Origin of the sequence: Hyphomonas oceanitis SCH89 (assembly GCF_000685295.1) — a bacterium.
Classification (GTDB): domain Bacteria; phylum Pseudomonadota; class Alphaproteobacteria; order Caulobacterales; family Hyphomonadaceae; genus Hyphomonas; species Hyphomonas oceanitis.
In genome coordinates, this window is the sequence record NZ_ARYL01000141.1 from 1 (window position 1) to 791 (window position 791).

The 791-nt window shown below is 61.8% G+C and carries 2 protein-coding genes; both read right to left on the minus strand.

The genetic code is table 11. The features are described from left to right. The coding region (locus HOC_RS22770) for an efflux RND transporter permease subunit (RefSeq protein ID WP_156950585.1) at positions 1 to 169 on the minus strand (169 nt) is incomplete at its 3' end. 11 nt (positions 170 to 180) lie between these two features. Continuing rightward, positions 181 to 791: efflux RND transporter periplasmic adaptor subunit (locus HOC_RS20620; RefSeq protein ID WP_035542649.1), on the minus strand; the 611-nt coding region annotated here is incomplete at its 5' end.

A 791-nucleotide genomic window follows, 5' to 3' on the forward strand; every position in this document is an offset into this window, starting at 1 on the left:
GGGCGAGGCCTTCGGTTTCGGTAAAGACCTGGACCAGGGAGGGCGTGACGTCCGGAAAGGCGTCCACGGGCAGGGCCCGGAAGGCGAACAGGCCGCCGAGCGTCATGGCGAGTGCCGCGATGGCTGCCAGGAGGCGGCCCCCGGCGATACGGTGCATAAAATTGGTCATGTCTGTTGGTCCTAATGTCCGTGTCCATCGCCAAAGGCGTCTTTTTCAAGCTGGGCCTTGAGGGTGAAACCCCCTTGCGAGACAAAGGTCTCGCCGACCGCCAGGCCTGAACGAATTTCGACAAAGCCGCCGGCCGTTGCACCGATCATCACGGGCTTTGGGGCGAAACCGCCTTCAACGGGAACAAAGATCGACGGTTTGTCCTCGACAATCTGGACGGCTGTTTGCGGGACCCGCACCACGGGGCTTGCATTGCCGACACTGAGATCGGCCGTCACAAACTGGCCGGGCGTCAGGCTGCCATCGGTATTGGCCACAATCACCCGTGCCGTCGCGGTGCGAGAGGTTTCATTGATGACGGGAAGCACGAAAGCGACAGTCGATAGCGCCAGGACATTTCCTGCGTCGGTCTTCAGCGCGACAGGTGCGCCAATACGTATACGACCAATGTCCTGTTTGTAGACGGCGATGTCTGCCCAGACCACGCTGTCATCCGCGATCGTGAAGAGCGTGTCGGCGCCGGCATCTCCCGCGGCGACCGTCTGGCCAAGCGTGACTGCGCGCCGGACAATCGTTCCGGAAATCGGCGCGGTCAGGTAGGAATTGGCATTGTCGCCATCTC